Annotated in this window: 15 protein-coding genes; 6 read left to right on the forward strand and 9 right to left on the reverse strand. The window is 60.5% G+C overall.

Translation table 11 applies throughout. The features are described 5' to 3' along the window. Positions 1-202, reverse strand: a 202-nt coding sequence (locus DK871_RS28760; protein WP_218581399.1) for a hypothetical protein, incomplete at its 3' end; no start/stop codon positions are given. 137 nt (positions 203-339) lie between these two features. On the opposite strand from DK871_RS28760, the gene DK871_RS11550 reads away from it, so the two are divergent. Both DK871_RS11550 and DK871_RS11555 read left to right on the forward strand, forming a co-directional pair. Next, on the forward strand, positions 340-2,595 hold the full coding sequence (locus DK871_RS11550) for an Orn/Lys/Arg decarboxylase N-terminal domain-containing protein (protein WP_161905117.1): 2,256 nt from the start codon (positions 340-342) through the stop codon (positions 2,593-2,595). An 8-nt stretch (positions 2,596-2,603) separates the two neighbouring features. After that, a complete protein-coding gene (locus DK871_RS11555; RefSeq protein ID WP_161905118.1) occupies positions 2,604-3,179 on the forward strand; it encodes a GNAT family N-acetyltransferase in 576 nt (191 codons plus the stop codon). 99 nt (positions 3,180-3,278) lie between these two features. Here the strand turns inward: DK871_RS11555 and DK871_RS11560 are convergent, their stop codons facing one another. After that, positions 3,279-4,187 (reverse strand): LysR substrate-binding domain-containing protein, encoded by a 909-nt coding sequence (locus tag DK871_RS11560; RefSeq protein WP_161905119.1) that lies wholly within the window; start codon positions 4,185-4,187, stop codon positions 3,279-3,281. Between the two features lie 183 nt (positions 4,188-4,370). Here DK871_RS11560 and DK871_RS11565 point away from each other — a divergent pair, with 183 nt between their 5' ends. Then, a complete protein-coding gene (locus tag DK871_RS11565) occupies positions 4,371-4,709 on the forward strand; it encodes a hypothetical protein (RefSeq protein WP_161905120.1) in 339 nt (112 codons plus the stop codon). A 49-nt stretch (positions 4,710-4,758) separates the two neighbouring features. Here the strand turns inward: DK871_RS11565 and DK871_RS11570 are convergent, their stop codons facing one another. Then, on the reverse strand, positions 4,759-4,995 hold the full coding sequence (locus DK871_RS11570) for a hypothetical protein (RefSeq protein WP_032874044.1): 237 nt from the start codon (positions 4,993-4,995) through the stop codon (positions 4,759-4,761). Between the two features lie 227 nt (positions 4,996-5,222). Between DK871_RS11570 and DK871_RS11575 the strand changes: the two genes are divergently transcribed. Further along, positions 5,223-5,780 carry an NADPH-dependent FMN reductase gene (locus tag DK871_RS11575; RefSeq protein ID WP_003190705.1) on the forward strand — a complete coding sequence of 186 codons (558 nt, stop codon included), beginning with the start codon at positions 5,223-5,225 and terminating at the stop codon, positions 5,778-5,780. A 122-nt stretch (positions 5,781-5,902) separates the two neighbouring features. Here the strand turns inward: DK871_RS11575 and poxB are convergent, their stop codons facing one another. The 4 genes from poxB to DK871_RS11595 all read right to left on the reverse strand — a co-directional run bounded on the left by poxB (position 5,903) and on the right by DK871_RS11595 (position 11,281). After that, positions 5,903-7,627 carry a ubiquinone-dependent pyruvate dehydrogenase gene (gene poxB / locus DK871_RS11580; RefSeq protein ID WP_161905121.1) on the reverse strand — a complete coding sequence of 575 codons (1,725 nt, stop codon included), beginning with the start codon at positions 7,625-7,627 and terminating at the stop codon, positions 5,903-5,905. 78 nt (positions 7,628-7,705) lie between these two features. Next, positions 7,706-8,938 carry an NADH:flavin oxidoreductase/NADH oxidase family protein gene (locus DK871_RS11585; protein ID WP_161905122.1) on the reverse strand — a complete coding sequence of 411 codons (1,233 nt, stop codon included), beginning with the start codon at positions 8,936-8,938 and terminating at the stop codon, positions 7,706-7,708. A 206-nt stretch (positions 8,939-9,144) separates the two neighbouring features. Then, complete coding sequence (locus tag DK871_RS11590) at positions 9,145-9,639, reverse strand: DUF934 domain-containing protein (protein ID WP_044273390.1); 495 nt, start codon at positions 9,637-9,639, stop codon at positions 9,145-9,147. Continuing rightward, on the reverse strand, positions 9,623-11,281 hold the full coding sequence (locus DK871_RS11595; protein WP_161905123.1) for a nitrite/sulfite reductase: 1,659 nt from the start codon (positions 11,279-11,281) through the stop codon (positions 9,623-9,625). Before DK871_RS11595 ends, DK871_RS11590 begins: the two co-directional genes overlap by 17 nt. A 426-nt stretch (positions 11,282-11,707) precedes the next feature. On the opposite strand from DK871_RS11595, the gene DK871_RS11600 reads away from it, so the two are divergent. Continuing rightward, positions 11,708-12,775 carry an ABC transporter substrate-binding protein gene (locus DK871_RS11600; RefSeq protein ID WP_161905124.1) on the forward strand — a complete coding sequence of 356 codons (1,068 nt, stop codon included), beginning with the start codon at positions 11,708-11,710 and terminating at the stop codon, positions 12,773-12,775. Here DK871_RS11600 and DK871_RS11605 read toward each other — a convergent pair. Together DK871_RS11605 and DK871_RS11610 are read right to left on the reverse strand one after the other, a co-directional pair. Then, positions 12,772-12,990: a DUF2970 domain-containing protein gene (locus tag DK871_RS11605; RefSeq protein ID WP_161905125.1), complete on the reverse strand. Its 219-nt coding sequence runs from the start codon at positions 12,988-12,990 to the stop codon at positions 12,772-12,774. The genes DK871_RS11600 and DK871_RS11605 overlap by 4 nt on opposite strands. A gap of 53 nt (positions 12,991-13,043) precedes the next feature. Beyond that, positions 13,044-17,870 carry a dermonecrotic toxin domain-containing protein gene (locus DK871_RS11610; protein ID WP_161905126.1) on the reverse strand — a complete coding sequence of 1,609 codons (4,827 nt, stop codon included), beginning with the start codon at positions 17,868-17,870 and terminating at the stop codon, positions 13,044-13,046. Positions 17,871-18,066: 196 nt separating this feature from the next. Between DK871_RS11610 and DK871_RS11615 the strand changes: the two genes are divergently transcribed. Beyond that, positions 18,067-25,293, forward strand: coding sequence for an NEL-type E3 ubiquitin ligase domain-containing protein (locus DK871_RS11615; protein WP_161905127.1), 7,227 nt, complete (start codon positions 18,067-18,069; stop codon positions 25,291-25,293). Positions 25,294-25,318: the final 25 nt, after the last annotated feature.

Here is a 25,318-nt window from a genome sequence, read left to right on the forward strand (position 1 = left end):
TCCCTGTCGAATTCCGGCCAGCGTGGTTTAACGGGGCGCCTGAGATCAAGATCAAAAGCAGATCAAGAGCAAGAGCGACTCGCTTCGCATCGTGGTTAGCGTTGGTTGCTGCAACCGACAAAATTGTGTAGATACCTATGGCCGCTCCCACAGTTTGATCGCGGGGTGTCAGGTAGGTATGGCCCGGCAGGCAGGTCGTCACGGGAGCAAGCTCCCTCGCCACAGGTTCAGCCCCGTACCGAAGTTATGAGATACCTCTCGGCCGCCTGTGAAATCTTCATTCGCCACTTTTACTTCCAGCTTCTACCCTTGTGCAAAGCCTCCGGAGTAAGAGTGCTCATGTACAAAGACCTGAAGTTCCCCGTTCTGATCGTGCACCGTGATATCAAGGCCGACACCGTTGCCGGTGACCGGGTTCGAGGCATCGCCAGGGAGTTGGAACAGGAGGGCTTCAGTATTTTTTCTGCGGTGGACTACCCCGAGGGGCGGCTGGTGGCCGCTACCCATCACGGTCTGGCGTGCATGTTGATCGCCGCCGAAGGCGCCGGGGAAAACACCCATCTGTTGCAAAACATGGTAGAGCTGATTCGCCTGGCGCGGCTGCGCGCACCCAACCTGCCGATCTTTGCGCTGGGCGAGCAAGTCACCCTGGAAAACGCCCCTGCCGATGCCATGAGCGAGCTCAACCAACTGCGCGGCATCCTTTATCTGTTCGAAGACACCGTGCCGTTTCTGGCGCGCCAAGTCGCCCGCGCCGCACGCACTTACCTGGATGGCCTGTTACCGCCGTTCTTCAAGGCTTTGGTGCAACACACCGCCGACTCCAATTATTCCTGGCACACCCCCGGCCATGGCGGTGGCGTGGCCTATCGCAAAAGCCCGGTGGGGCAGGCGTTCCATCAGTTCTTTGGGGAGAACACCCTGCGCTCGGACTTGTCGGTATCGGTGCCCGAGCTGGGCTCGCTGCTCGATCACACCGGGCCGTTGGCCGAAGCCGAGGCCCGCGCTGCGCGTAACTTTGGCGCCGACCATACGTTCTTCGTGATCAACGGCACGTCCACCGCCAACAAGATCGTCTGGCATTCCATGGTGGGGCGCGATGACCTGGTGCTGGTGGACCGCAATTGCCACAAGTCGGTGTTGCATTCGATCATCATGACCGGCGCGATCCCTCTCTACCTGTGCCCGGAGCGCAACGAGCTGGGGATCATCGGCCCGATCCCCTTGAGCGAATTCAGCCCTGAGTCGATCCGCGCCAAGATCGACGCCAGCCCCTTGACCCGAGGGCGACCACCGAAAGTGAAATTGGCGGTGGTGACCAACTCCACCTATGACGGCCTGTGCTACAACGCCGAACTGATCAAGCAGCAGTTGGGCAGCAGTGTCGAGGTGCTGCACTTCGATGAGGCCTGGTACGCCTACGCCGCCTTTCACGAGTTTTTCGCCGGGCGCTATGGCATGGGCACCTCGCGCACGCCGGACAGCCCCTTGGTGTTCACCACCCACAGTACGCATAAATTGCTAGCTGCGTTCAGCCAGGCGTCGATGATCCACGTGCAGGACGGTGGCGCACGGCAACTGGACCGTGACCGCTTCAATGAAGCCTTCATGATGCACATCTCCACCTCGCCGCAATACAGCATCATCGCGTCGCTGGATGTGGCCTCGGCGATGATGGAAGGCCCGGCCGGGCGCTCGCTGCTCCAGGAAATGTTCGATGAGGCCTTAAGTTTTCGTCGCGCCCTGGCTAACTTGCGCCAACATATCGCGGCCGAGGACTGGTGGTTTTCCATCTGGCAACCACCCTCGGTCGCAGGCATCGACCGGGTCGCCACGGCGGATTGGCTGTTGCACCCTGGGGATGAATGGCATGGCTTTGGCGACGTGGTCGAAGACTACGTGCTGCTGGACCCGATCAAAGTCACGCTGGTGATGCCTGGCCTCAACGCCGGCGGGGCCTTGAGCGAGTGCGGGATTCCCGCCGCAGTGGTCAGCAAGTTCCTGTGGGAGCGCGGGCTGGTGGTGGAGAAGACTGGGCTGTATTCGTTCCTCGTGCTGTTTTCCATGGGCATTACCAAAGGCAAATGGAGCACCTTGCTCACCGAACTGCTGGAGTTCAAGCGTAGCTACGATGCCAATGTCAGCCTGGCCAGTTGCTTGCCATCGGTGTATGCCCAAGGCCCGGCGCGTTATCAAGGCCTGGGGCTGCGCGACCTTTGCGACCAGTTGCACAGCTGTTACCGTAGCAATGCCACGGCCAGGCACCTCAAGCGTATGTATACGGTATTGCCGCAAATCGCGATGAAACCCGCTGATGCCTACGACCAGTTGGTCAGGGGCGAGGTGGAGGCGGTCTCTATCGATGCCTTGGCAGGACGCATCGCCGCCGTGATGCTGGTGCCTTACCCGCCGGGCATTCCACTGATCATGCCTGGCGAACGCTTCACCGAGTCAACGCGTTCGATCATCGATTACCTGGCATTTGCCCGCACGTTCGATAGCAGTTTCCCCGGTTTTGTCGCGGATGTGCATGGGCTGCAACACGAAGATGACGGCAGTGGCCGTCGTTATACCGTCGACTGCATCAAGGGTTAAGGAAGGTTATGCAAGCTGTAATGAACCCGAAGTATCCAGGACTCAGTGTGCGAGTCGCCGACGAAGGTTTTGACGCCTATGTGTGGGGCAACGATTTCAGCTTTGAAGTCAGCGCCTATGGGGTGCCGCAAATGGGCCAGCGCGTTGACCAATGGCCAGTGGAGCGCGTGTTGCCTTACCGCAAGTGCTATGGCATCGACCCGGAGGAGTTCGCCAGTTTCCGTGACGCCGCCGACAGCTCGATCTTCATGGCGTACCTGGATGACTGTGCCGTGGGGCATATTGTGGTCAGCACCAACTGGAACGGTTTTGCCCACGTTGACGAGTTGGCCGTGGCGTCGCCGGCGCGCCGACATGGCGTGGCCAAGTCACTGCTGGACGTGGCGCAATTCTGGGCCCGCAAGAAAAACCTGCCGGGCATGATGCTCGAGACTCAGAACAACAACCTCGGTGCCTGTCGCCTGTATGAGCGTTGTGGCTATGTGATGGGCGGCATTGACCAACTGCGTTATCGCGGGATTGACCCGCAAACCCGCGAGGTTGCGATTTTCTGGTATCGGTTGTTCAAAGCAGAAGCGGACTGATCTCTGTAGGAGCGAGCTTGCTCGCGAAGAACGTGAACGATCACACGCTCATCCTGATGTAACGCGGCGCCTGTGGGTTTTTCGCGAGCAAGCTCGCTCCTACAGGGGCTTGGTGTCGTTGCCTAGCAGGCTTTCGGCTTTCTGGATGACGATCTCCAGCAGCGCATTCAATGCCGGTGAGGGCGTCGGGTCTTTCAAGGTCAGTGCATACAGGCTGACCACTATCGGTGGTGACACCGGGCACGCATCAAGCCCGGACTCGCGTGCACCCAAGGCGGTAAACGGGTCGACAATCGCCAGACCCTCTCCGGCTTCCACCAGACCGCGCATCATCGGGTAGGTTTGCACCCGCGTCTGCACCACGGGCAGTGGTCGCAGGGCTTGCAGCTTGGCATCCAGCAGGCGGCTGAGCGGGTCATGGCCTTCCAGGCCGATCAGCGACTGGCCGGCCAAGTCCTGCAACGCAATGTATTTTTGCTTGGGCTTGAGCCAGCCATGGGGGGCCAGCAACTGTAATTTGCCTTGGGCCAGCACCGTGCTTTGGATCTGTGGATGCTCAGGGTCATGCAGGCTCAGGCCCACATCGGCTTCATGCAACAGCAGGCTGTTGATGATCTCGCGAGTGGGTTGGCTCGACAGGTTGCACGGCATGTCCTGGAAGCGTCGACGCAGCGCGGCAATGCTCTGGGGCAACAGTTGGTTGGCCAGCGGCGGCGTGCAGAGGGCGCGCAAGGGCGGCGCGTGGTGGTGTTTCAAACGGCTGGCAAGGCGTTGCAGCGGCTCCAGGGCTTCGTACAGAGCAGTGATTTGCGCCTGCAACTCCATGGTTTCCCGGGTGGCCTGCAAGCGCCCGCGCACGCTGGCGAACAGCATGAAGCCCAGTTGCTGCTCAGCGTCCTTGAGGGTGGCGTCCACTTCGCCCACGGAGAGTTGCAACCACTCGGCGGCGGTGCCGAGGTGGCCGGTCTGCAAGATGGCCTGAATCACTTCGATATGACGTAAACGCATGGCCGGAGTCTATGTGCAGTGCGCAGGGGATTCAATGGCGCAGGCCTTCGTGCGTAAAAAAGACTGCCAGGGTCGTCCCGGGCTATGGCGTTCAGCCAGGACCCCACTAGAATGACCGGCCTGATCAGCAACGCCCCCTGCCGGTTTGCCGGTACTTAAAATAAAAAACAGGTCTGGTCTCATATGCCTCTGCCCTCGACGTTCTTTGGGGTAACGGCCAAGCAACTCCTGGTCCTGATGACCGTGGGAGGCCTGGCGGCTTACTTCTTCAATCATCAGGATGAACCGACGCCGGACAACCTCGCACTGGAAGCCTTTATCCGCACCCAGCAACAGGTGGACGAGCAGGTGGGCGCAGTAGTGGGGATTACCCTGGTCAGGGAGGTCGAGGCTTACCCCGCGTACAACGCGCCGGGTTACAAGCGCTCGATGTATACGGTGCAAGGGGAGCGCGGCCAGTTGCTGGTGACGCTCAAGCAAGACGAGCAGGGCATAGAGGTAACGCAGATCCGCCGCCCATGAGCGTTCCCAGCCCAGTCGCCAGGACTGAGCAGGCGAACAAGGCAAGCGGTTATGAGGCGAGGGTGGTCTCGGACTCGCGCACGAGAATGGTGCCCGACTGGATCAGTTTGAACTCATCACCTTCCAGTTTTTCTACACGGTCGCCAATGGCCAACTTGTAGGTCGTGGTGGGCGTCGATCCCGCCAGGTCGCCTTGCGCCGGGTTGGATTCCTGGAACTCATGCACCGAATACACGCGGCCTTCCGCGTCTCTGGCATGAAACTGTCCAACAAGTACTGCAGCCATCTGTTTAGAACCTCTGGAGATAAACACTCGATTTGCGGTTCTGTAGACCGTCAGGGAGCGGGGTAGTTTACCTATAAGAAAAAAATACTATTCGCTGATATTTTCAGACGCTTCCTACGCCGGCGCTTGCAAGGAAAACGTCGAGGGAATCCGCACAACCCTCTGGTGAACGCGCCGCGAAGCCTCTATAACTACAAGCTCCTTTATTCAGAAGTCGGGAAACCTCAATGAGCAAGGTCTACACGATTGCCGTCCTGGTGGGCAGCTTGAGAAAAGAGTCGATCAACCGCAAGGTCGCGCTGGCCCTGGCCGAACTGGCCCCTGCCAATCTCAAGTTGAACATTGTTGAAATCGGCGACTTGCCGCTCTACAACGAGGACATCGACGGTGCAACACCGCCAGCAGCCTACAGTACTTTCCGCAAACAAGTGAGTTCATCCGACGCGGTGCTGTTCGTCACCCCCGAATACAACCGCTCCGTGCCAGCGGCCTTGAAAAATGCCATCGACGTGGGCTCGCGCCCTTACGGGCAAAGCGCCTGGAGCGGCAAGCCGGGGGCGATCATCAGCGTCTCGCCGGGTGCCATCGGCGGCTTTGGCGCCAACCACCACCTGCGCCAGTCCCTGGTGTTCCTGGATGTTTGGTGCATGCAGCAGCCGGAAGCCTACCTTGGCGGGGCGGGCAGTGTGTTCGATGAGGCGGGGAAGGTGTCGGACAAGACCAAGCCGTTCCTGCAGGCGTTCATCGATGCCTACGGCAAGTGGGTGGAAAAACAGAAGGGCTGAAATTAGCCCGGCCCCTGTAGGAGCGAGCTTGCTCGCGAAAAACTCCAGGACAACGCGTTTATTCAGGATGTCAGCGTTGTCGTTACGATCTTCGCGAGCAAGCTCGCTCCTACAGTAGGGGGTTATCGTAGCCAGTTGGTGCGTGCCAGCTCTATAACCTCATCGCCACGCCCGCTCATCACCGCCTTGAGCATATACAGGCTGAACCCCTTGGCCTGTTCCAGCTTGATGCTCGGCGGCATCACCAGTTCCTGAGTGGCGGTCACCACATCCACCAACACCGGGCCGTCATGGGCCAGCGCACGGCGCAGGGCCGGCTCCAGGTCTTCGGATTGCTCCACACGTATGCCCAAAATGCCCATGGCATTGGACATGGCCGCGAAGTCCGGGTTTTTCAGCTCGGTGCCAGTGTCCAGGTAACCCGCCGCCTTCATCTCCATGGCAACAAAGCCCAGGGACGAATTGTTGAACACCACCAGTTTGACCGGCAATTGCAGCTGCGCCAGGGAAATGAAATCCCCCATCAGCATGGTGAAACCACCATCCCCAGACATCGAGATCACCTGCCGTCCAGGGAATGCCGCCTGCGCACCGATAGCCTGAGGCATGGCATTGGCCATCGAGCCATGGTTGAACGAGCCGATCAGCCGGCGTTTGCCGTTCATCTTCAGATAACGCGCCGCCCACACAGTGGGTGAGCCGACATCGGCGGTGAAGATCGCATCATCATCGGCCAGCTCGCTGAGCAGGCGCGCCACGTACTGGGGATGGATCGGCCGACCAGCCTTGGACGGTTGCGCCAGGTCATCCAGGCCTTGGCGGGCTTTTTCGTAGTGTTTCAGGGAGGTTTCGAGGAAGCTGCGATCGGTCTTGCGGGTCAGGCGTGGCAGCAGCGCGGCGATGGTTTCACTGACGTCGGCGGCGATGCCCAGGTCCAAGGTCGCACGGCGCCCCAGGGCTTGCGGGTTGCGGTCCACCTGGATGATCTTGGCGTCGGTCGGGTAGAACTGGCGATAAGGGAAGTCGGTGCCGAGCATGATCAAGGTGTCGCAATCGAGCATGGCGTGGTAACCGGAGCTGAAACCGATCAGGCCGGTCATGCCCACGTCGAACGGGTTATCCCACTCCACGTGCTCCTTGCCCCGCAGTGCATGCACCACCGGCGCGCCGAGGGCGTCGGCCAACGCCACCACCTGATCGTGGGCACCGGCACAGCCGCTGCCACACAGCAGGGTAACTTTCTCGCTGCTCTGGAGCATGTCGGTGAGGCGCTGCAAGTCCTGCTCAACCGGCACGGTGCGCGGTGCGTGCAAGGCCGGCCACGGCTTGAGCTTATCTTCCACCTCCAACAGCGACACATCCCCCGGAATCACCACCACCGCTACGCCGCGGTTGAGGATCGCCGAACGCATGGCGCGGTGCAGCACCTGAGGCATCTGCGCGGGGTTGCTCACCAGCTCGATAAAGTGGCTGCACTCCTTGAACAGTTCCTGGGGATGGGTTTCCTGAAAGTAATTCAGGCCCACCTCCGAGGACGGAATTTGCGCGGCAATCGCCAGCACCGGCACATGGTTGCGATGGCAGTCGAACAACCCATTGATCAAATGCAGGTTACCCGGCCCGCAACTGCCGGCGCACACCGTCAACTCGCCGGTGGCCGCCGCTTCGGCGCCGGCAGCGAAGGCGGCGACCTCTTCGTGGCGCACATGCATCCACTCGATGCTGTCCATGCTGCGCAAGGCGTCGGTCAGGCCATTGAGGCTGTCGCCGGTCAGCCCCCAGATACGCTTGATGCCCGCCTGTTCCAGGGTCGTCGCCAACTGCTGCGCCAGGTTGATTTTCGCCATGAGGAACTCCAATCGTCAGTGAGGTTGAAAAACTGCTGATCAGTAGGGGACAGTTCAATCACGGCGAATGCTCCGCCTTTAATGTGAAGATTGCGTCATGCTTGCGCGATACTGCCGCGTACGCCGTGCGATAAACCACTGGTCACAGGCCAATGCTAGCCAGGGCGCAACGTTGGGGTTGGGCAGGCGGCCGCGGCTCAGGCGGCGCATCTGATTGCGTACCACGGCGAGGGTGGCGAGGGCGGCCAGGGGTTTGCGCTTCCATTCCATGGGCTTGAGTTGTGGGTTGAGGTCGCGACCTTCACGCCACTGCTTGATCAGCTGCGGCTCCAGGGTCAGGGCGGTGGCGATGCCGGCCATGGCGATGCCGCTGTCCAGTACCTGCTGGACCACCGGCAAGCGGCGAATGCCTCCGGTCACCATCACCGGCATGCTGGCGACGGTTGCCATTTCCCTGGCGAAATCCAGAAAGTACGCTTCACGGGACAGGGTGCGCCCGTCCCGGGCCTCACCTTGCATGGCCGGTGCTTCATAGCTGCCGCCGGACAACTCCAGCAAATCGATCGGCAGTGTATTGAGCATCTCCACCACAGCGCGCGCATCGGTCTCATCGAAGCCGCCGCGCTGGAAGTCTGCTGAGTTGAGCTTTACCGACACACAAAATCCAGGGCTGACGCTGGCACGCACGGCGCGGATGACTTCCAGCAGCAGGTGCGCACGGTTTTCCAGCGGGCCGCCCCAACGGTCGGTGCGATGGTTGCTCAAGGGCGAGAGAAATTGGCTCAATAAATAGCCATGGGCGCCGTGGATCTGCACCCCGGTGAACCCGGCTTGCTCGGCCAGGCGGGCGCTGGTGGCGAAGCGTTTGATGACGTCCTGGATGTCGTCTTCGGTCATGGCCTTGGGTTTGGCAAACATCTTGGAAAACCCGCCCATATCCAGCGCGATGGCGGACGGTGCCAACGCTTGCTGGCCCAGGTTGGCCATGGTCTGGCGGCCTGGATGGCTGAGCTGTACCCAGAAGTGCACACCCTTGGCTCGGGCTACGTCGGCCCACTCACGAAAACTGGCCAGGTGTTGCTCGTTTTCCAGCGCGACACCGCCAGGGCCGGTCATGGCGCGGCGGTCGATCATCACGTTACCGGTCAATAGCAAGCCTGGCTCGCCGTCGGCCCAGGTCTTGTACAACTGCTTCAATGCTTGGGACGGTGCCTGGTGCAGGTCCGCCATGTTCTCTTCCATCGCGGCCTTGGCGATGCGGTTGGCGATGACTTGGCCGTTAGGCAGTTGCAGCGGTTCGAACGGTGACATGGGTTAACTCCTGAGCAGGGGAGGCCTCAGGCTAAGCTTAAAGTTAACTTTAATGTCAAGCGGCGGTCGATCACGGGCTATGCAACTGTAGGAGCGAGGGGGACGCCTAGTTCTTGCTCGCGAAAAACTCGAGGACAACGCGTTTATTCAGGATATCAGCGTTATCGTTCAGGTTTTTTGCGAGCAAGCTCGCTCCTATCAGGGTGTTAGCGGCGGCGGAACAGTGGCAGGGGTTCATCGGTGGCCGCTTGATAGGTCACCGAGAAATCCTTGAGGCTTTCCAGCGCTTCGTACGGGTCTTTGTCCGCGCGCAAGGCAAAGGCATCGAACCCGCAGCGGCGCAGGTAGAACAGTTGGTCGCGCAGCACGTCGCCAATGGCACGCAGTTCACCCTTGTAACCATAACGGTCACGCAGCAGGCGCGCGTTGGAGTAGTTGCGCCCGTCGGTGAAGGCCGGGAAGTTCAGGGCGATGACCTGGAAGTGCTGCACGTCATCACCGATTTCTTCAGCTTCTTCATCGGCGTCCAGCCATACACCCAAACCGCCGTCGCGGGCCTTGAGGGCGTGGCCGTGCTCGCGCCACAGGGCCAGCGGCACGATCAGGTCGTCGCAGTTGGAGATGCCGTCGAAGCTCGCGTCCTTGGGCAGCAAGTGCCAGGTTTCGTCGACGACTGCGTTGTTCTTAATGATTCGCTGCATAGACGCGCTCCTTGAACAGGTCGATGCCGATGCGCTGGTAGGTGTCGATGAAACGCTCATCTTCGGTACGCTGTTCGATATACACGTCGATCAGCTTGCCGATCACCTCAGGCATGGCTTCCTGGGCGAAGGATGGGCCGAGGATCTTGCCCAGGCTCGCATCGCGGCTGGCGCTGCCACCCAGGGACACTTGGTAGAATTCTTCGCCTTTCTTGTCCACGCCCAGGATGCCGATGTGGCCGACGTGGTGGTGACCACAGGCGTTCATGCAACCGGAGATGTTCAGGTCCAGCTCGCCGATGTCGAACAGGTAGTCCAAGTCGTCGAAACGGCGCTGGATCGACTCGGCAATCGGGATTGACTTGGCGTTGGCCAGGGAGCAGAAATCGCCGCCCGGGCAGCAGATGATGTCGGTCAGCAGGCCGATGTTTGGCGTGGCAAAGCCGCCTTCGCGCAACTCGCCCCACAGGGTGAACAATTGGCTCTGTTCAACGTCCGCGAGAATGATGTTCTGCTCGTGGGAGGTGCGCAGTTGGCCGAAGCTGTAGCGCTCGGCCAAGTCGGCGACCGCGTCCAGTTGCTTGTCGGTGATGTCGCCTGGCGCTACGCCGGTAGGCTTGAGCGACAGGGTCACTGCCACATAGCCGGGCTTCTTGTGCGCCAGAGTGTTGCGCGTGCGCCAGCGGGCGAAGCCTGGGTGTTGCTGGTCGAGTGCGGCCAGCTCGGCGTCCTGATTGCTCAGGGCCTTGTACTCAGGGTCGACGAAGTGCTTGGCGACGCGGTGTACTTCGGCTTCGGTCAGGGTGGTCTGGCCGCCGCGCAGGTGTTCCATTTCGGCATCGACCTTCTGGGAAAACACCTCAGGGGTCAGCGCCTTGACCAGGATCTTGATCCGGGCCTTGTACTTGTTGTCGCGACGGCCGTAGCGGTTGTAGACCCGCAGGATGGCGTCGAGGTAGCTCAACAGGTCCTGCCATGGCAGGAACTCGTTGATAAAGGCGCCGACCACCGGGGTACGGCCCAGGCCACCGCCGACCAATACACGAAAGCCCAGCTCACCGGCGGCGTTGTACACCGGCTCCAGGCCGATGTCGTGCACTTCGATGGCCGCACGGTCCGAGGTCGAGCCATTGATGGCGATCTTGAACTTGCGCGGCAGGTAGGCGAATTCAGGGTGGAAGGTGGTCCACTGGCGCACGATCTCGCACCACGGCCGTGGGTCGATCAACTCGTCGGCAGCGACGCCGGCAAATTGGTCGGTGGTCACGTTGCGCAGGCAGTTACCGCTGGTCTGAATGGCGTGCATCTGCACGGTTGCCAGTTCAGCCAGTATGTCCGGCACATCTTCCAGGGCCGGCCAGTTGAACTGCACGTTCTGGCGGGTGCTGATGTGGGCATAGCCTTTGTCGAAGTCGCGGGCAATCTTGGCCATCATCCGCGTCTGGCGCGACGTCAGTTGGCCATAGGGCACGGCCACCCGCAGCATCGGCGCAAAGCGCTGCACATAAAGGCCATTTTGCAGGCGCAGAGGGCGGAACTCTTCTTCGCTCAGTTCACCTGCTAAGTAGCGTCGGGTCTGATCACGGAACTGCTTGACGCGGTCCTCGATGATGCGCTGATCGTATTCGTCGTATACGTACATATAGGTCCTGTTCTCGGCAAATCTGCGCGCACGGCCGCGCACTCCCAACGGAGCCGGCGCACGATACCAGTTTGCGTATATGCGCAAAAGTGATGTTTGGGTATATGTAAATAACCAAACTGACTAATGAGAACGGTTATCGCCATACCCACATTTGTCATAGGGGCAAGTGTGGTCTTTACTGTGATCGAGTCTGAGTGCAGTCACCTATAAAACCGACAAGAGGCGATGCGATGAGCAATTCCACCAAAGCCCGTAAACCCGACAGTACCGTGGACGCCTGGGCAATTTTGTTCCTGATTATCCTGGTGGTCGGAACCGCGGTGTTCTGGGTCAGCCACCAGTAAAAGCAGCACGTGGATTGAGCCTCGATTGAATATCTAATTGCCACTATCATGGCGCTCTATATTCAAGGTTCGGGCAACCATGTTGAAGGTTCTGATGGCGTGTGTGTGGTTGCTGGGGTCGGCGTACGGGGCAATCGCCCAGGCTGCGTCGGTGGTGTTTCTCAACCCTGGCCGGTCCTCGGAAACCTTCTGGGTCAGTTATGCGCAATTCATGCAGGCCGGTGCCAAGGACCTCGGCCTGGATTTGCGTGTGCGCTATTCCGAGCGCGACAACCAAGCCACCCTGGACCATGCGCGGGAGGCACTGCTGGGCACTGAACGGCCTGATTACCTAGTGCTGGTCAACGAACAGTACGTCGGCCCGCAAATCATGCGCATGGCCCAGGGCAGCGGGGTGAAGTTACTGATCGTCAGCAGCGCGCTGACGCCCGACCAGGTGCAGCTACTGGACGCCTACAACAACACCGGCTTGATTGGCACGATGGTTGCCGACGACGAACAGGCGGGCTACCTGATGCTCACGGACTTGTTGCGCCAGCACGGCCCCGTCGCTCCGGGCACCACACTTGACCTGCTGGCGTTTTCCGGCGCCAAGACCACGCCGGTCGCGCAGTTGCGCGTGCAGGGCATGCAGCGTGGCCTGGCCGAGCACCCCGAAGTGCGCCTGCGCCAGTTGGTGTACGGGGAGTGGAGCCGCCAGCGCGCATTCGAGCAGGCCAGCCAGCTGTTCAAGCGCTACCCGCAGACCGCGCTGGTCTGGTCGGCCAACGATGAAATGGCATTGGGTGCCATGCAGGCCCTGCAAGACCATGGGCGAATACCCGGCAAAGACGTGTTGTTTAGTGCGGCCAACAGCTCACCACAGATCCTCGCGGCGCGCCTTGAAGGGCGCCTTAGCACCCTGGTTGCGGGGCATTTCACCCTGGGCGGCTGGGCGATGGTGTTGATCCATGATGAGGCCAAGGGGGTCGATATCGGCGCCCGTGGCGGCCGCAACCGCCAGCAAGCGTTGTTCCAGTTGATCGACGCCGCCCAGGCACGGCGGCTATCGGGCCCCCTGCCATCGGTGGATTTTCGCGCATTGTCAGCGGTAGGCAAGCCCGCGTCCTACCGTTACCCATTCAGCTTGCAACTGTTGCTGCGTTAAACCCCGGCCAGGTGCAGCACCAGCTTGACGATGCCAAACAGGGTCAAGGCAAACACCGCGGTGAATAGGATGCCCAGGGCCACAAAGTGGCTGGGCTTGCCGTGGGTAAAGTCGCGGGCGCGGTTCTTGCCGCTCTGTACGCCAAAGGCTGCGGCCATGACGCTGTGCAGCATTTGCCAGAAGGTTGGCGGTTTATTGTCGATTGGGTCGTCCATAAGCCCCTCGCAGGTCAAGTCATCCTAAAGAGCATAGCCAAACCTGGTGCCTCTCACAGCTCCAGGCCCAGGAACAGTTTCTGGTCCAGCGGCGCCCCGATCAGGGCCTTGTCCAGATTAATCACCGCACGGTTATTCGCCCTGGCTTGTTCAATCAACTGCCTGCGCGTGAATAGCCGCTCAGCTTTGGTCTTCAAGTGGCCGAAGGCAGGTGTTGCGGCTGGCGTCTCGCGCGTTGGGTAATGGAAGTGGGCATACCACAGGTCTGCCTCCTCCGGTTTCATGCCAGGCTTGATTTTGCTTTTTTCGCGTATGGCGTATTCCGTAAGGTAGTCCCCGGTCGACAATGGGAAACGGTTTTGGACCAGGTTGATGTCGACAAAACCGTGGGTCCACAAGTAATCAACCTTCGAAGCGCTGGGGCGCTGCTGCAGGTACCCTTCGCTGCATACCTGGCGAGCCCGTTGCGTTGCGGCCATGGCTTCTTCAAGGTAACGGTTGCGTGCTTCAATGGCGGGCGCGTCGGTCGCCTGCTTGAGTTCTGCGGCAAGCGCCGCAAACTTTGCAGCGTGCTGACTCAACATCACATCCCAATCATGGGGGTCGACTTCTTCGCGTCGAACCGGGTCCCGAAGTTTGCGCTGCTGGTAACGAATGCTCGCGTCGATACCGGCGCGCTCGGCTTTGATGGTTTGCCCATGGGCCTTGATCGCCTTCAGTGAGCGAACGGTGGGAGTGGAGGCTTTCTTCACTTCGGCGCCTGGTTCAACGATTTTCCAGACCCCCTCACTGACATGCTCGTGGTACGTGGCGACAACTCTTCCGGTAAGCGGGTCTGTGATGTCAACGTAGTTGCCCGGCGCATCGGTGCTGCTTGCGCGCAAGTCACCCACCAGGCTCTTCTGGTCGGCGGTTTTGATCACTCTGCGGTTGGCGGGTTTTGGTCGCCTGGTTCTGTCGGTGGCAGGACGAGGGGCGAGCCTTTCTTGCACCAGTATCAAGTTGGCCAGTTGTGCTTCAGCACTTGCGCGCGCTTCGCCCAGCTCTTTCAGGAAAGGCGTTCGATACTGCTCCCATAGCATCACAGACTCCATCTCGTGCAGCGTGCTGACCGCGTTTTCCAGTCGCTCGTACTGTTGAAGCACATCCTTGAGCACGTCAATTTCTTCAGGCAGTGAGTACCCACTGGTCGTGCGTATTTGCGCGTGCGAAAGGATACGGGCATTCGTTTTGCGATCCGTCAATATTTCCAGATACGGAAGCTCTGCGGGTTTATCGGCATCGAGCGCGCGATTGAGGATCAGCTCGACATACGCTAACAGCAGGTGCTGCTTTATGACGACGGAGGAAATGCTGTGACCAGTGGGGATTCTGGCGACCAGATTTTCGTGCAGTGCCCTGGACACTTGTTGCAGCGTGGCTTCGATTTTCTCTGCAAACACGAACATTTTTTCCAGTGCCTCCAATCGCTGCATCGCGGTGCTGACGAACTCATCGTAGGCGTCGGTAATGTTGTCGGGCAATTCCCTGTCGACACGACGCAGGAGCTCACTAATGTTTTCGCCGCGCTGGGATTCCAGGCCGAACGAAATTTTCTGATGCAGGTTCGCGTAGGACAGCATCAAGTTGTTGTAAAGGTTATTGGTGGCATTATCCCGGGCTTGCTTGTATTCCACGCTTACCCTGTCCATTTCCATCGCTTCGTTGGCTTTGGCCTCGACCTTTTGCAGGGCGTGGATATACGCTTGTGTGTTTTCCCGATAGTTGTCCACTGCAATGCTCCACTCGGTAGTGGCGCGCAACATTGCCCGCTGCCTTTGTTCATGGCGTTCGGTAATTTTTGGGCGAACGGCGGGCAACAGTTCGGGGTTGCTGAGCCGTTCCCAGTCTTCTCTGAGGGCGCGTTTTGTTTCGGTCAGGTGAATTCTGGCAGTGCTCACGACGTCCTTGAGTGTTTGCGCCTGGGGTGCCATTGAGTTGGCCTCGCTGCTGAGCACTTCCAGTTCCGAGTTCAGCAGGTCCAGTCGGTCTTGGCGGGTTCTCTGCCATTCGCTCAACCGGTCCCTGGGCATCCCCCCCTCCAGTCTGGCATGCCGGTCCAGGCGCCAATGCCCCTGGCCATCGCTGATCAACCTAAAGCCCGGGCGCTGCGGGTGCTGCGGATGCACCAGGTAGACCTCGCCAAACCCCGGCACAATGCTTACCTGGAACAGCAAGCCGCCGACGCTGGCGTGCCAGGTCCCGTCGATGCGGTAGAGCCCCTTCAGCGCACCGCTTGGCTGCGGCGCGGGTAAGGCTTCGGGCCAGGGCACATGTACGTCAACCAGCGCCTTGAGCAACTGTGCGCCGGCCGTGGGGCTGGCAAGCGAGCGGGCGAAGTCAAGAGCGGTATGGCCCGTGGCCGGAGGCTCGCCGGGGAATGCGACCGGGCCATGGCGCACCGGCGCAGTGCTCTGCGTTCGTGGCAGGCCGGCAGGGCGCCGCCAGGTTTCCAGGTGCAGGGCGTGATCCCGCGCAGTCGGCTCCCGGAGCGCTTGCGCCGAGGGCGAGGCGGCGTGCAGCAGTACCATTGCGGTATTGAGCAACAAATCAATCAATGCCAGCTCGCGGGTGGTCGAATCATCGCTGTCCAGGCCCACCAAGTCTTGCGCAAGACTGCTGACCAAGACCATGAACCAACCCACCAGCATCGCCGGGCCCCTTACCAGTGGCAGCAACAGCGTGTTGAACAGTAACCAGGCGCCTTGCATCACAATGGCCCAGCGGCTTTCGCTGTTGGACACCGACTCGCGGTCTGCCAGGTCTACCAGGGCGCGCGCCGTGCTGCCGAACAGGTGATTGAGCAATTGCCCGTTGACCTGCGACTGCAACCATTCACCCGCACCCTCATCGACGGCCAGGGTGGCGGGCTCGGGTTTTTCAGGCAGGTTGAACTCATCTCCAGGCAGGAAACGAATCAGGTGAGGTTCGCGGATGCCACCGTGATCGTAGATCGGGCGGGCCTTGTCGCTCAGCCAGATCAAAACGCTGTCTTGCAAGGCGCCCGGGCTGGCCAGGGCATCCAGCAGCGCCTGGCGGGTGGGGAACTCATGCAGCGCGTCGGCATACAGCGGCTGATACAACAAATGCGGGCCAATACTGGCATCACGCGGTTCGATGATAAACGCGTTGCTGACTTCATCAGGCGTCGCATCGGCCTTGCGGCACAGGGCCAGAGGGCGCAGGACGATCTCTTGGCCGTCAACAACGCGATCCAACGGGGTTGGCTCCATCAACGCTTTAACATAGCGATAGCCCGTGATACTGATGCCGTGCTGCCGACGGATCTTGTATTCGAGCGCCTGCATCGGCAACCTGACCTTCAGCTCACGGGTAAACAGCGCTTCGCGCCGCCGTGCATCGGCGGTGTCGGACAGCAGCGTGTCCTTTATCTTTTGCGGATAGGCGGTGCCGATATCGACACGCTGAATCAAGCCCGTGGCCCCCAGCAGATAGTCCTCGGTGAGCCAGTCTGGCAAGGTGCGTGTGCCTTTGGCGCTGACTGTCAGGGTGCCGCTGGGTTTGCCGGCGAGGTTCTTTACCGCCAGTTCCGTCAGCGACATGCGCACATGGCTGATGATGCCGGCGCCGTCCGGGTAGCCGGCGATTACTTTGAAGTCCAGCACCACGTCGTCGGAATCGAAGTCGCCATGATCAGCCTGCATCTGTGTGCGCAAGGCGGCGCGGCTGAAACTGTGGAGGTCTTCAATGCCTTGATTGAACGAACGGCCCTGGCTCAATTGCAGCACCTGTGCCATATCCTGCAGGTGGCGGTGGTAGGCAAAGCGGTCGTCGCGGTTGGCCTGTCTGAGCCAGTCCGGCAATTGGTCGTGCACTTTGCGCAGCAGTGGCACGGCAGGGCTCGGCACTTGGGTAAAGAAGATCGCCGGGTCGGTGAGGGTTTCCAGGCGCCGCCCCAGGGCGGTTTCCTCTTGCCCCTGGAACGTCAGCGTCGCGAGGTCTTCCAATTGCTGGTTGAGGATCAAGCCGGCTTGTTGTTCGAAGACGTTACCGTTCGGTTCGTTGCGCCGCCAGGTCAGGCTATCGAACGCAAAGCGCTCGCGCATCCTCGTCGCCCAGGCTTCGCCGAAGGTATCGATGGAGTCAAAGGCTTCGATGTTCCCCCCCACGCCGTACAGCAGCACTTGTTTATCGCGCACCAGGAGCAGGTCGGGCGTCAGCAGGCGCGCTTCTTTGCCGCCGCTGTTGAACGTGTTTTCGATGAAATAGACATACGTGGCGGGCGTGGAGCGGGGTAGACGCTCCTGCAATGCCGGCCAGGCGGCGACGACGGCGAGCATGTCGCGCTGGGTGTCATCCAAACCTGAGGAACGTGCGGCGGCAGCGGTCATCTGCCCGTTGAGAAACTCGCCCAGCCATTGCCAGCGACTACTACCATGGCTATCTATTTCGCTCCAGTAGTCTGCGAGGTCATGCTGCCAGTGCAGGTACAGCGACTCGGGCAGGTCATCGAGGATGCGTGCGATGACCTGCATGTCGATCAGTGCCGGCGCCTGTGGCTTGAGAATCTTGGGGGCTTGCTGGGTCAGGTAGTAAGGCAGTTCGCGTTGTGGGTGCAGGTCCAGCCGTTGTGGGTTCAATGCATGGGCTATCGCCACTTCCATCAACGAGGGGTAGGTGTAGTGCCCCTCAGGGTGAGGGGTGGCCAGCTTGACCGCGCGCAGGTCCAGTTGCAGCGTGGGGTAGTGTTCCAGAATGCGCTTGCGCAGGGCATTGAACACCACCGAATACAGGGCCGGGCGCGTGGCGAAACGGGCATGGACCGCCTGGGCGGGCAGTTGCTCAAGGGCTGTGAAGGGCGAGGGGGTTGGGTTGGGCATGCGAAGTCCTTTGTCTGTATTGATTCAAGGGGGGCGGCTCTACGGGCCGACCAGCGATAGCAAATCCAATTCCGTCACGTTGCGGACGGTATAGGGATACCGCCGCTACTGCGTGACCCCGCGCGCGCGACATATGCACCTCTTGAGGTGACGGCCCGCGTGATGTGCTGACACTCCATTTCAAAGGAGTGACACGATGGCTGATGCAACCCAATCTTCTTCGCCTGCAGCGACGCAGAGCCTGCATGGCGATTTCCTCGAACACGCCAGCCCTCGGTGGCTGATCGATGCCCTGCCTGCGCGCAGGCAAGCGCTCAAGGACGCCACCACATCGCCGCCCACCTGGCTCGAGAAAGCCTCACCTGCGCAACGCGAGGCGGTGGTGGCCAGCTTTCTGGAAAGCTTCAGCGCACAGACGCAGCTGGACAAAACCATGGCCAGCTTCCAGGACGTCAACGACTTCGCCAGGCCCTTGTTGCTCAAGGCCCTGAAGGATCAGTACCACGTAGAGGTCGACGTCGATAACACCTTGCTATGCCTGCGCCGGCCACTGGCGATTGGGGTTCTCCAGACGGAGATCTCGGACTTCCAGTTCCTGAAGCTGTCGATGCTGGATGCGGCCCTGCACAACTTCGAGGCCGATGAGTGCAAGGAAGGGGCTTACCACAGGACTTCGGGGTTCGTGGAAGCGACCGACACCCCCGGCACCTACCATTCCGTCACGGTCAACCTCAAGGTCAGCCAGTTCCTGAGCCTGTGCCGTCGCCTGGATATCGGCGCCAAGTACCAAGCTTATCTGCAGACGTTTTTTTACCCTGAGGAGGGGCTGGCGCAAGCGACCTTGCGCGCGCATTTTATCGCCAGCCAGAAGGCCGCCTTGAAGGCCGCCGCCGAGCAGGCCGTGTTGACCGGGGATATCCAGCCCGCCGACCAGCGCATGATCCTGTCGGTGATCGAGGGTGAAATTCACCCGTGGATGGGCGAAAAACCCGTGTGGTTCAGGACCCTGGGCCTGATGAAGCTCAGAATGACCGGCTGCATGGTGTTCTTGATCTGTAAAAAATACACCTACCCCAATGAGCTGATCATCTACATTCCCCAGGACCCGGTGCACCCGCTCAAGCGCTACACCTGGGCGCAAATGGAAGTGGAGTTCAAGCGTCTGTTCACCGAGCGCGATCCCGCCAACCCCTCTGACGCTACACCAACGCCGTACCAGGCGTTCTTCAGCCGGTTCGTGCCCTATGAAAAACGCGCGTATTACTTCAGTCAGTTCACCCGGAAAACTGCCGATTCGCCCACCGACATCTGGCGCTCGCCCTGGAAAAAGCTCCTGGACTTCACCACCCCACACTTCATCACCGGTATCAAGGAGTTGCCGCCCGAGAAGCCAGCCAAACTGGAACCCAACAACGACCCGTATCTTTCGCCTTCCACACGCACCCGGGCTGGCAAGGGCATCTGGGCGGCGAACATCGACCCCTGGAAGTACTTTTACGAGCAACACCGCGAGCAGTTGATCGCCGACGCCCGCGCCCACGCGGTGCCCGCTGCTGATGTGGATGCCAAGGCGCGCGACGCCAAGCTCGCGCACCTGCTGGAGGTCGGCATGCTGGGGCTGAACCTGGCCTCGATGTTTGTACCGGTGCTGGGGGAGGTGATGATGGGGGTGATGGCTGGGCAGTTGCTCTACGAGACCCTCGAAGGCGCGGTTGAGTGGGGTGAGGGTGACTTGCAAGCGGCCAAGGCACACCTGATCGACGTCGCCGAGAACCTCGCGCAGATCGCGGTGATGGCCGGCGTTGGCGCAGGAGTCAGCCGCTGGCGGGCGGCCAAGGCGCCGCCTGTGATTGAAGTGCTGGATCAAGTGACCTTGCCCGATGGCCGAACCCGGCTGTGGAGGGCCAGCCTGGAGCGCTACGCCAGCCCGGTGACGTTGGAGCCTGGCCTGAGCCCTAATGCCTTGGGGCAATATGTGAAAGGGGGCAAGACCTATATTCGCTTGGGGGCCCAGGTCTTTGAGCAGTCTTTTGACACGTCGCTGCACAAATGGCGGATCAAGCACCCGACCGATCCCCAGGCTTACCAGCCAATACTCGAGCACAACGGCCGCGGTGCCTGGCAGCACACCTTGGAGCGACCGCTGGAATGGGATCGTCTGACGCTGTTACGGCGTATTGGCCATGCCACCGAAGACTTCACCGACCCGGCGTTGCTCAAACTGGCGGATGTCAGCGGTGTCAGCGACAACACCTTGCGCAAGATGCACGTTGAGCACTCGGCCGCGCCTCCCGAGCTGTTGGAGGCGATGCGCTTGTTCAAGGCCGATACCGCCGCCGCCGAGGTGATCGAACAACTGGAGGGGGCCAAACCGATTGATGCGCTGTACCTGTATGCACTGCCGTTGATTGTGGAAATGCCCAGATGGCCCCGGGGCCGGGTGCTGGAGGTGTTCGACGGCCCGACGTTGACAGGCAAATCGGTCCGATATGGGGTTGGGCGGGGACGGGCGGGCGCGCCCATCAAGGTGAGCCGCCAGCATTTGCTTGGCGGCGAGTTGGCCGAGCGCATTTTGAGTGCATTGGATGAGTCCGAGCGTGTACAACTGCTTGGCGCCGAGGCTGCGCGGGTACGCGAGTCGCGCAAGCTGGAGTTCAACAAGCAGCTTGCCGACTATGCCCGCCAGCGCAAACCGGCGATTTTTGACAGTATCTACGCCGGCACCGAAGCGGTGGCCCCGCGCATCCGAAGGTTGCAGCGCAACTGCCCGGGCCTCAGTGAGTCGGCGGCGCAGGCCGTGCTCGAACACGCCCGTGCCGATGAGCTGGCATCGTTCGACAGCGCGCCCCGTGTGCCTTTGAACATGTTGGAAGAGGCACGCTGGTACGCCCGGCAAGGGCGTTTGGTACGCGCTTATGCCGGGCTGCGTCGTGAGGTCATCGCCACGGCGGACAGTCGCCGGTTGGCGCTGCATACCCTGGAGACATTACCGGGCTGGCCGCCGACTCTACGCCTGGAGGTGCGTGACAGCCGTGTCGACGGCGCACTGCTCGACAGTATTGGCCCAGAGACCGCGAGTGAGAAAAAATACCTGGTCAAACACGGGCCCAGCTACCAGGCGTTCGATGAGCGCGGTGAAGCGCTCAATAGCCTGCCCAGGAACGGCGATAACTTTTTCGCCTCGTTGATGCATGCCTTGCCCGACGATGCGCGCCAGAGTCTGGGGGTACCGCAGGCGAGCCAGCAGACCGCACTGCAGGCGAAAATCATCGAGCAGGCCGACGGCTATCGCCTGCAGGCCGTTGCGTGGCTGGAGCCCAAGGCGCGGCTGTTCAAGCCGCCGGTGCGAGTGAACGGCGTACTCAAGGGGTATTACGCCAGCGGGCGTGCGCCGAACCCGCGGCAGGCGATTATCCGCGAGGTGCGCAAGATCTACCCGGATTTGACTGACACACAGGTCGACGGCTTTATCCTTGAGTTGAGGCAGGCGGGTAACGATGTCCGTGCGATTGCCGCCAAATTGAAAGCGTTGTTTGAAGAGCGCAGGAACCTGTACCTCGCACTTGATCAATGGGTCGAGCGCTCATCTGCGATTGAGCGCCACTACAATTTGATGGTTGCACAAACGCTCAAGCGCAGTTGGCGGCGTGCGGTGCTGGCCGGTAAAGAACCCGACGCTGATGTCTTGAGGTTGAACCTCGATAACCCCTTGCCGCCCTTGACGGCGAACTTTTCACATGTACGTGATCTGTCAATCAGCGGGGCGGCCCTGCACGATGGCAACATCGATGAGTTTCTGGCGTATTTTCCCAAGCTTGAAAGCTTGTCGATAGAGTCCACCCAGAACCTGCGCGCAGGGCCGGTGGTGCGCCCGTTGCTGACCAATGTGCCGTCATCGTTGGTCCGCCAGGAAGGGCTCAAACAGTTGACGCTGACCTTCAGGGTGTCTGAATTGGCGACGCAACTGCCGTCCAGGCTGGCCGCAATGACGAGGCTTGAACAGCTGGAAATCGGCTACTTCGGCTATCAGGGAGCGCGCCTCGACAGCCTGGACCTGGCGCCTCTGAAACAACTGAAAAGGTTGAAAATCGTCGCGCCGAATGTCTCGTTGCAATGGCCTGACTATGTACAGAAACTGGCTCAGCTGGAACGCTTGGATCTGGCCCAAACCAAGGTATTCAAACTGTCCGATGAGCTTTTTACCGGGTACGAGAGGCTATGGAGCGGGCTGTCGCTGGATTGGTCGAAGCTCAGCTATGAAGCGTTCAAGCCTGCCTACGAACATGTCAAGAACTACGCCGGGCACTTTAGTACACATTTGGCCAACCTGGACGAAATGGTCAGGGAGTTCGCCCGTGGAGAATTGGCGCAGTTGCTGGGCAACGCATCTCTCGGCGCGCGCATGACCGATGCGGTCATGAGTACGTGGAAGACCCCGCAAACGCGGATGAACGCGGTCCAAGCACTGCGCGAAGAGCGCCTTGGCATTTTCAAACAGTTCTACCGGCCGTCGAACCTCCCGGAGATCCGGTACACGTTCCGGATAGAGCGCTGGGCGGCAGGGTATAACGCCAGTCTCCTGAGCGCCCTTGAGAAAAACTGGAGCAAGGCCGTGTGCGATCGCTACGGGGTGAAGCTCGATCAGGACGCCGGGCTGCGGTTCGATACGAGTGACCATACCGTATTCGAACTGCCGGCGTTCGACCTTGGCACGGCCGTTGAGATGAGCAGCGAGAAGGTAACAGAATTGCCGGTGTTGCCCGCCGGCACCTTTTCCCATGTGAAAACCTTGAAGATGAGCTGGCTGGACGAGGTTCCTGCCGATCAGGTCAAAGGCTTCGTCCAGGCGTTCGGCGGTGTGCAGCACCTTGAGGTGCGTTTCAGTCACCTCACCCAAGTGCCGATCGCCGTCGACACCCTGTCGTCCTTGACCCACCTGAACCTGTCCGACAACCACATCGTAGTGACCCCCGCGGTGCAGGCGCAGTTCGATGGCATGAAAAACCTGCAAGTGCTGAACCTGCAGAACAACCGCCTGGGTAACCTGAACGTTAGCGCAATGAAGCAACTGACTGCTGTGAACTTACGCGAAACGATGTTGCAGGCATGGCCAACCGGTGCGGAAAACCTTGCGCGATTATCCCTCTTGGATGTACGCGACAACGCGTTGACGAGCGTGGCACCTTCGGCCCTCAGCCACCCGGATATGCTCATGCGCACGGAATTTGCCGGCAACCCGTTGAGTACCGAAGGCGAGGCTGCAGTGAGCGCCGCGCGTAGACGGATCGAACAGGAAAAGGGGTTGCCTGACGGCGCGTTGAGACGTTTTGCCCTGGTGCAGGAACCCTTGGTATTTCCGCCGACGGAGACGGCCGCTTCCTTATCGCAGTATTTACTGCCGCTGCTTGATACGGCCGCAGATCTTGACGGCGCGGGCGGATTTGCTGCGCGCGTGCAGCGTCTGGACTCGCTCCTGAACGAAGAGCAAGCGTTGGCAAGGATTAAGCAACTGCGCCAATCAGGAATGGACGATACGCAAATCGATGTGCAGATCAGTCAATGGCAGCAAACCTTTACAGCGCTGACGCGAACGTTGAATGGCTGGTTGTTTATCCGGGAAATACGGACTGCCGAGGGCGGCATCATCGCTCAGACCCGGCAACAAGCGGCAGAGAGCATTCACTCGTCCTGGCAGCAAGCCGTGCCGGGAGGACGGACGGGGAGCCCATTCGAGGCGTTAAGCCTCAAGGGGCTGCATACCGGCGATCTACCTGACCTCAAGGTGGACTTTGCCCATATACGCACGCTCGATTTGACCGGGGTCAAACTGACCGCCCAAGGCAGCAACGGGTTCTTGGGCGCATTCGCGCAGTCCAAGCACTTGATACTCAGTGGCAACCAGCTGGCGCAGCTGCCTGAAGCGGTTTCACGCATGGCGCAGCTTGAACGGCTGGAGCTGACGGCCAATGGGTTTACGCAGGCTCCATTACTGCCGGCTCCACTCAGGCGTGAGCATTTGCGCTGGCTGGACCTGAGCCACAATAACCTGCAGGCCTTCGATGTTCGAGACTTCAGCCGCCTGGAGACCCTGGACCTGAGCTACAACAGTATTGACCGCTGGCCTGAAGGTGCACTGCAGGCGCGGCATCTGACTACGTTGAACTTGAGCGGTAACGTGCTGGAGTCCTTTGCGCAGAGTCTGCTCGGTGGTGCGCATGACTCGCTGGTGTCGGGCACGGACCTGGCCGATAACCATGGCTTGACGCGTGATGCGCTTGAGCAGATGCGCGATTACGCCCGTGCCCGAGGGCAGGACGAGGTAATGGGCTTTTCGCGAGAAGCACTTGACCGCGCCCTCCGACGATACGGGGCAGACAATGACACGGGCACTGATTCGGACTCGGACTCGGGCTCGGATTCCGATGGTGATGACGATGACAGCGATCCAGGTGCCGCCTATCTACCCTCGGAGAACGTTGCCGCTCCTCAGCACGATGTCGCACTCTCGGCACTGGAACCTTGGCTGGCCACTATCCCTGAGGCGTTGGTGGCACAAAGAACCGTGCAGTGGAACCAGCTGGCGCAGGCCCAAGGGCATGAGCGGTTTTTTCAGCTGATTTCGCTGTTGCGCCTGACCTCGGAATACGACTTCAACCGTCCAAGCCTCATTCAGCGGGTATGGGGGGTTATCGCAGGGGCTGTGGAAAATGCCGAATTGCGCGGCACACTGTTCATCGAAGCTGAAACCCACGGAACCTGTATTGACGGTCGGATCCTGACATTCAGCGAAATGGAAGTACGGGTGTACGAATACCGCGCCTTGCGCGATGTTCCGCAACAACAGGTCGACCTTCGAGGGCGGGCGTTGCTGGACCTGTCGCGGCAGTTGTTTCGGTTGAGCAGCGTCGATCAGGCAGCAGAAGCCGCAGCCGTTGGCCAGGACCGGGCTGAGGTGCGCTTGAGTTATCGAATCGGCTTGACACGCGGCTGGCCCGACGGCCTGGAGTTGCCTGGGCAACCGACCTACATAGCGTTCGCCAGGCCGATCAGTACTGAGCTCCAGGCGCAGGTCCGAGCGCAAATCGTTGCTGCCGAACGCACCGATGAGTTTATCGAAAGCCTTATCCAGCGTGACTACTGGCTACGTTACTTGGAGGCGCGTTATTCCGAGCAGTTCGTTGCACTCGAACACGACCTGGCAAGCCGCTATGAAGCCTTGGAGGACGCGCACAGCGATCGAGGCGATGCCGAGAGTATGGCGCGCTATAACCAAGCCATTGGCCAGTTGGAGGTCGAGCGGGGGGTTGCCCGGACCCAGAAGCGCATGGAGCTGTCCCGGGCCGAGTTGCAACGGTTGTCGAGCATGGGGCCTGTTGCGCCCGCACCGTCGTCACCTCAGCCGGGCCCTTCCAGGCGCCCGTGAGTGGGCACGCAAGGCCTGGGGTCGA

Source organism: Pseudomonas sp. L13, assembly GCF_009935965.1.
GTDB classification, from domain to species: domain Bacteria; phylum Pseudomonadota; class Gammaproteobacteria; order Pseudomonadales; family Pseudomonadaceae; genus Aquipseudomonas; species Aquipseudomonas lactis.

Bases quoted from the DNA above. Each gene is read 5' to 3' on its own strand.
- DK871_RS11550 (WP_161905117.1), top strand. From the start codon at position 340: ATGTACAAAGACCTGAAGTTCCCCGTTCTGATCGTGCACCGTGATATC.
- DK871_RS11555 (WP_161905118.1), top strand. From the start codon at position 2,604: ATGCAAGCTGTAATGAACCCGAAGTATCCAGGACTCAGTGTGCGAGTC.
- DK871_RS11560 (WP_161905119.1), bottom strand. From the start codon at position 4,187: ATGCGTTTACGTCATATCGAAGTGATTCAGGCCATCTTGCAGACCGGC.
- DK871_RS11565 (WP_161905120.1), top strand. From the start codon at position 4,371: ATGCCTCTGCCCTCGACGTTCTTTGGGGTAACGGCCAAGCAACTCCTG.
- DK871_RS11570 (WP_032874044.1), bottom strand. From the start codon at position 4,995: ATGGCTGCAGTACTTGTTGGACAGTTTCATGCCAGAGACGCGGAAGGC.
- DK871_RS11575 (WP_003190705.1), top strand. From the start codon at position 5,223: ATGAGCAAGGTCTACACGATTGCCGTCCTGGTGGGCAGCTTGAGAAAA.
- poxB (WP_161905121.1), bottom strand. From the start codon at position 7,627: ATGGCGAAAATCAACCTGGCGCAGCAGTTGGCGACGACCCTGGAACAG.
- DK871_RS11585 (WP_161905122.1), bottom strand. From the start codon at position 8,938: ATGTCACCGTTCGAACCGCTGCAACTGCCTAACGGCCAAGTCATCGCC.
- DK871_RS11590 (WP_044273390.1), bottom strand. From the start codon at position 9,639: ATGCAGCGAATCATTAAGAACAACGCAGTCGTCGACGAAACCTGGCAC.
- DK871_RS11595 (WP_161905123.1), bottom strand. From the start codon at position 11,281: ATGTACGTATACGACGAATACGATCAGCGCATCATCGAGGACCGCGTC.
- DK871_RS11600 (WP_161905124.1), top strand. From the start codon at position 11,708: ATGTTGAAGGTTCTGATGGCGTGTGTGTGGTTGCTGGGGTCGGCGTAC.
- DK871_RS11605 (WP_161905125.1), bottom strand. From the start codon at position 12,990: ATGGACGACCCAATCGACAATAAACCGCCAACCTTCTGGCAAATGCTG.
- DK871_RS11610 (WP_161905126.1), bottom strand. From the start codon at position 17,870: ATGCCCAACCCAACCCCCTCGCCCTTCACAGCCCTTGAGCAACTGCCC.
- DK871_RS11615 (WP_161905127.1), top strand. From the start codon at position 18,067: ATGGCTGATGCAACCCAATCTTCTTCGCCTGCAGCGACGCAGAGCCTG.